Annotated in this window: 5 protein-coding genes and 1 pseudogene; 2 read left to right on the forward strand and 4 right to left on the reverse strand. The window is 59.4% G+C overall.

Annotated elements, in window-relative coordinates; genetic code table 11:
* Positions 1-95 precede the first annotated feature (95 nt).
* From JNB71_RS16755 to JNB71_RS16770, 4 genes and pseudogenes are all read right to left on the reverse strand, one after another.
* The gene (locus JNB71_RS16755) at positions 96-455 is read right to left on the reverse strand and encodes an SPW repeat protein (RefSeq protein WP_220372907.1); all 360 of its coding nucleotides are present in this window, start codon (positions 453-455) and stop codon (positions 96-98) included.
* A 247-nt stretch (positions 456-702) separates the two neighbouring features.
* Positions 703-973 (reverse strand): annotated as a pseudogene (locus JNB71_RS16760) (amino acid ABC transporter ATP-binding protein); the annotation flags it as partial.
* A 157-nt stretch (positions 974-1130) separates the two neighbouring features.
* Positions 1131-1391 (reverse strand): hypothetical protein, encoded by a 261-nt coding sequence (locus JNB71_RS16765; RefSeq protein ID WP_220372908.1) that lies wholly within the window; start codon positions 1389-1391, stop codon positions 1131-1133.
* A 260-nt stretch (positions 1392-1651) separates the two neighbouring features.
* Entirely contained in the window at positions 1652-2155 is a 504-nt protein-coding gene (locus tag JNB71_RS16770; protein ID WP_220372909.1) for a ferritin-like domain-containing protein, read from the reverse strand.
* A gap of 563 nt (positions 2156-2718) precedes the next feature.
* Between JNB71_RS16770 and JNB71_RS16775 the strand changes: the two genes are divergently transcribed.
* Together JNB71_RS16775 and JNB71_RS16780 are read left to right on the forward strand one after the other, a co-directional pair.
* Positions 2719-5259, forward strand: a complete 2541-nt coding sequence (locus tag JNB71_RS16775; protein ID WP_222857307.1) for a DNA translocase FtsK — start codon at positions 2719-2721, stop codon at positions 5257-5259.
* Between the two features lie 409 nt (positions 5260-5668).
* Positions 5669-6306 (forward strand): VCBS domain-containing protein (locus JNB71_RS16780; protein WP_220372910.1); only part of this gene is annotated, 638 nt, incomplete at its 3' end.

The raw sequence follows: 6306 nt of genomic DNA on the forward strand, positions 1-6306 counted from the left end.
GACGGCACCAAAGGCATCAATGTCGGATGTTGCGTATTCGCTTGCGCCCGCCGCTCACTGCGGCGGGCATTAGCGGTATCGGCTCGTGGTCGAGCTCAGGCGTGGGCGTGAGGATGATGATGATCCCAGACTGCCCAGAGCGATACGACGGCAACGAGCAATCCCAGCACCACATTCGTCCACATCACGTTCACATTGGCGGCAAAGCCGAGCAGCCAGGGGGATGCGGCTAGCCAGAGACCAAGCACCAGATTGACCCATTCTTCCCATTCGGCGAATGCCGAAATAGCCGCCACTGCCAGCCCGCCGAGCAGAAGCCCGACGATCCATGCGTTCCAGCTTGGCACAGCCTCGGCCGTAAAGCCGATGACCCATGGTGAGATGAACACGCATGCCGCCAAGACCAGATTGGCCCAGTCCTGTACTTTCTTTCCTTCCATCAGAGCGTTTGCCATGTCAGACCTCCCAGTCTGAAGCTTAGATGAAGTATTATATCGCGCGAATGGCACGCTTAACAATAAAAATTATTTGCGCGGCGATGGCGCAAGGGACGCTGAGGCGGAGCGCGCCGTGGCCCAGTCACGAGTTGGCTTGAGAAAATCGTCAACGCACTTGTAAAGATCTTCGCATGCCCGTGGCATTCCTGTTGATCGGTGTTGTTTGTGGTAAATCTAACGGTTGTCGACGATCCGGCTGTCGGATGCCCTTATGCATGTAGATGCCTTGCGTCGCCACGCTGCGTGCGAAACTCATTTCAGGCGTGACAAGAATTATGGTCAGGCGTCACGGGCGAGTTGTTCCATCGCCATCAGTACTTCCTCTGTCAGTTCCGGGCCGAGCGCCGACGTTATCTCGTAAAAGAGCATCGCCTTCGGCCGCATGGCAGCGAGGGGGCAATCGCCATGCCCTGCTGTTGCCCGCCGGAGAGCTGATCGGGATATGAATCGAACTTCTCGGCGAGGCCGACGAACTGGGTCGCCGAGGGGGCGCAACTCGCCAAGGCATATCATCGATCAGACGCATCGCTGTGCAAAAGGTCCTTGAATTTCAGCTTGACCTGCAGGCGCCCGAAATCGTCCCAAACCTCGAACACCTGACCCCTTACGTGCCTACCAGCAGAACAGCATTTCCTATACCAGTCCACCAGATGGCTTTGGTGGCGGTTGCAGCTGATCGGCAAAATCAACCATCAAGGCGGCTACGGCCGGCGAGCCATTCCTGGCGGCAGCCTCTGCCATTACGCGAATGATCTCTTCGAAGTTTTCAACTCTGATGCAGTCCGCTTCCTCCAGCGCCTTGGTGAGGGCCAAAAGAATATTCATCGTTGCGGCATGCGTGTCGGCAGCGACCTGCGTCATTTCTTCGATGGGGGTCTGAGCCTTCGCCATCATTTCACCTCCTCTCTTCTGCCGACGCGATGTCAGCGCCGCTGCCGGCAAGGCTGCCTTTTAAGGCGACCCGTTCGGCGCGGACCTGCGGACTGCGTCGGCGAAAATCGGATATAGGTCTCGATTCAAAGCTCGACCAGCGCCATGAAATCGCCGCCACAGCCGACGACATTTGCCGCAGTGCGCGGCGTTCATGGGAGGTCATTTTGCGCCTGATCGCGAAAGGCCCGCCGAAGCGGGCCTCAGCCTGTGCGCTCATACGGTTACGCAACCTTCGATTCCGCAGCCTTGGGATTTGCCGAAGCTTCGCCGAGCTGTGTCAGGATTTTGTCCGTCGCGATCTCTTCCTGCAGGTTGGCGTCGAGCAATGCGACTGCTTCCGCGTGTCCGAGCTGCTCGGCCCAGGACTTGAGTGTGCCATAGCGAGCGATTTCGTAGTGCTCGACGGCCTGGGCCGATGAGATCAGGCCAGCGTCGAGAGCAACAGATCCCTTGTACTCCTCCATGATTTCTTCGCCCTCGGCGATGATGGCCTGGATGGCTTCGCAGGTCTTGCCGCGGGCAGCCTTGCCAACGATGTCGAAAACCTGCTGCAACCGTTCGACCTGACCATCAGTCTCGTCACGGTGCTTCAGGAAAGCGGCCTTGCCTTCCTCCGACTGAGCGGCACGGGCCATCTTGGGAAGTGCCTTCAATATCTGCTTTTCCGCAAAGTAGATGTCCTTGAGCGTATCCAAGAACAGGTCGTCGAGTTTCTTCTCAGCCATTGTTGTCCTCCGATGTGGGTTGATAGCGCCCCTCAACTTCATCCGCGCAAAATGGTTCCCTGGCCATGTGCTGCAAGGCGTGGAAAGCTGGGTAGCGTGCCGAAGTGCGCGCCGGTGGCGACCCGGAAATGTACGATAGCGCACCAATCAAAACAGCCAGGAACCTGCGCGTTATTTGAGCCGTTTTCGATACGCCGCAGCGTAGCGTACGCGGCAGATCGAGCGCTGGCTCGGGCCCGCCGCTTTGCTGGGTTGGCGGCGGGCAATTTTCTTTGAGCCACACTTCATCTTGAACCCACCTCGCCACTGAATGGTCTGAATGCGCCGCGGTGACGGTTCCTGCACCATGGCCGCTAGCCGTATCGATCACCGTGCGGCCGGTCGCAGGCCATCGTTGTGCCTGACGTAATGTGCCGGAAAATGGGAATTTGGTGACCAACGCGGCGCTTGGGGCACCGCTGAAAATTCCGGGAGACAGCTAGGCTGGAAAGAGGTGATTAACCTTTATTTTCTATTGAAATGGGTGTGCCCATTGCCCGTGAATTATGAGTGAGTAGGTCCCCATGCGTCTTTCCCGAACCAACTTTTCGAACCCCTTCGATCACACGGGAGAGCAAAGCGCAGACCAGGAAAATCAGGCGAAGACGGAGCATCAGCGGCGCGTCTATGGCTCTCAGATCGATCCGAACAGCGAGGAAAATACGCCCGGTACCGATACCGATGCCAGGGCGGCAAGCGAGATCGAGGGGCGCGCCGACGCGCCGGTTTGGCAAAGCGCCTTTGTACTCAAACCCAACGTGCGGTTCACCCGCACACCGGAGAGCGCCTATTCCAAGCGTACGACTGCTGAAATGAAGAAGCAGCCGGTGCCGGCAGAGGCGGACGTCACGGTGGCGACCGGCAGTGACGCTGCATTGTCTGTCGTCGCAAATCCTGTGGCAGACGAGCCGACCGTTGCCGACATGCGGGTCGAGCATGCGGCAATGGGCATTCAGCTGCTTTCGCTGCGCCTGCAGCGGGAGATCGAACTGCGTGCGGATGTAAGTCCAGTCTGCGTGGCGACTGAGCCTGCCGCGATTGATGCTGTCGATCTTGCCTGTTTTCCGACGGACGAGGATCGGCACGCCGCGACGCAGAGCCGCGATACAATTTTGAAGGGGCCGCATGCCTTGTATGACGTCTCCGATGAAGTGTTTTGGAGTGCCCTGGATACGGCTGCTGACATCGACGCGCTGATACCCACGGCACGCTGGCAGCCGCCCGCGTTTCATGCCGCGCCGGATTCGGTGACGGCGCTCTACCGCGAGATCGGTTTCAGATCTACCGGTACGCCGTCGGCACGGATCGGTGTTGCAGGACCGCCGGCCAAGGCTCCTGTGCAACTGACGTCGGAGGTGCTTGCCGAGGTGAAACCAGTCCGCCCGGCGACCCGGGCTGTCATAGAGCCGATTGTCGATGTCGCACCGCCGGCCGCGGCTTCGGCGCCGGCTCCGCAGGTCAGCTCCGAGATCCTTGTGAAAGCTGCCGGTGCCTCGACCGGTTTCGCGACGGGCGAATATGTTTTCCCGCCTGTTGCACTATTGCAGGAACCAGCGGTTCAGGAAACGGCGATCATCACACCGGAGGCGCTGGAACAAAGCGCTGGTCTGTTGGAAAGCGTGCTGGAGGATTTCGGCATTCGCGGCGAGATCATCGACGTGCGGCCAGGTCCTGTGGTGACGCTGTATGAGTTCGAACCGGCGCCTGGCGTGAAATCCTCGCGCGTAATCGGCCTTTCGGACGATATCGCCCGCTCCATGTCAGCCTTGTCTGCCCGTGTCGCTGTGGTTCCCGGCCGCAATGTCATCGGCATCGAGCTTCCGAACCCGGTTCGCGAAACAGTCTATTTCCGCGAACTGATCGAATCCGAGAACTATGGGGAGACCCGGTTCAAACTGGCGCTGTGCCTGGGCAAGACGATCGGTGGGGAGCCGGTGGTGGCAGAGCTTGCCAAGATGCCGCATCTTCTGGTCGCGGGCACCACCGGTTCGGGCAAGTCGGTTGCGATCAACACGATGATCCTCTCCTTGCTCTACCGGCTGAAACCCGAGGAATGCCGGCTGATCATGGTTGATCCGAAGATGCTCGAGCTGTCGGTCTATGACGGCATCCCGCATTTGCTGACCCCGGTCGTGACCGATCCGAAAAAGGCAGTGATGGCGTTGAAATGGGCGGTGCGGGAGATGGAAGACCGCTATCGCAAGATGTCACGGCTCGGCGTGCGCAATATCGATGGCTTCAACGCGCGCGCCGCATCGGCACGGGCCAAGGGTGAGACGATCCTGTGCTCCGTCCAGACCGGCTTCGACCGGTCGACCGGCGAGGCAATCTTCGAGCAGGAGGAAATGGACCTCTCGCCCATGCCTTATATCGTCGTCATCGTCGACGAGATGGCAGACCTGATGATGGTCGCCGGCAAGGAAATCGAAGGCGCCATCCAGCGTCTGGCACAAATGGCGCGCGCTGCCGGCATCCATCTGATCATGGCGACGCAACGCCCGTCGGTCGACGTCATCACCGGCACGATCAAGGCCAACTTCCCGACCCGCATTTCCTTCCAGGTGACCTCCAAGATCGATAGCCGGACGATCCTGGGCGAACAGGGCGCAGAGCATCTACTGGGACAGGGGGATATGTTGCACATGGTTGGCGGCGGGCGGATTGCCCGTGTGCATGGCCCCTTCGTATCGGATGAGGAGGTCGAGAAGGTGGTTGCGCATCTGAAGACGCAAGGGCGCCCGGAATATCTCGGGACGGTCACCGAGGATGCCGAGGAGGCAGACGAGGCCGTGGAGGAGGACGGCGCGGTCTTCGACAAGGGCGCGCTCGCCGAGGAAGACGGCAACGATCTCTATGACAAGGCAGTCAAGGTTGTGCTGCGGGACAAGAAGTGCTCGACGTCCTACATCCAGCGTCGCCTGCAGATTGGCTATAACCGCGCCGCTTCGCTCGTCGAGCGCATGGAGCGGGAAGGCCTTGTCGGACCGGCAAACCATGTCGGCAAGCGCGCGATCCTTTCCGCCGTCCGCGAGCCGATTGAAGTGCCGGCTGGCGACGAGGACTAAGCCGGCATTCAACCTATCGGATCGCCGTAGCGCTTCCACACAGTCATGGCATCGCCGTCGACCAGCACTTGCTGGGGGATGATGCGTGACGTAGTGCAATGCCCCTCGGGAAGCGATCAGATCATGCATGGGATGCCTGAGGCTTCGAGAAGTCCGCGACGGCTCAATTGTGCTCGAGGCAACGCTCCGCCTAGCGAAATTTAACTACCGCAAGAAAAGCATCTTCCATTTCACAGTATATGTGGTAACACTTTATTAGTGAGGGGGAATAATCCGGTTTTCAATTAAGAAGTATGGGCGTATTTTGCCCAACAATCCGACGCGGCGATTGAATTCGCAGGTCTTGTCGGGGATGATTCGTCGTGAATCTCTGCCGGGTTACTTCTTTTGAGTTATGGGGGGTAATTCAATGGGCACACAGAGCACGGTTGGCGGTAGCACGACTTCATTCACCAATACGCCGCAGGCAAAAGACGATACCTACGTCTGGACAGAAGATCAGCTGATCAGTCTGCAGGTCTACAATGAGGCGAGCAAAACCATCACCCTTGATGTGATGTCGAATGATCTTGGCGGAAATGCCAAGTCCCTCTTTTCGGTCGACGATGGCGACGGCAACCCGATTACCGCGGACTACGAGCTTCTTGCGAAGGACGTCGGAGCGACTGGAGCATCGGCCTGGGAGAAGACCCTGCTCGGCAATTGGGTCAGGATCAACAATGGAAAGATCGAGTACCGCCTGAGTGATGGAAGCGGCACGCCGGGTGCGGGCGCGGACATCAACACGCTGTCTTCCGGTGAAATCCTCAAAGATAGTTTCGTCTACGCGATACGGCTTGGCAATGGCACGCTGAGTGAGGCAAATGTCTCCATCTCTCTCACCGGCGCCAACGACGCGGCGTCGATCACCGTCGATGCGACGGTCACCGACGACCGGGCGGCGGTCGAGGCGGGGCAGGCCGGCAGCGGCGATCCGACTGCGTCCGGCAAGCTGACGGTCAGCGACGTCGACGACGGCGAGGCGGTGTTTGCCGCCCCGGCCACGCT

Source organism: Rhizobium herbae, from assembly GCF_019511375.1.
Lineage (GTDB): Bacteria > Pseudomonadota > Alphaproteobacteria > Rhizobiales > Rhizobiaceae > Pararhizobium > Pararhizobium herbae_A.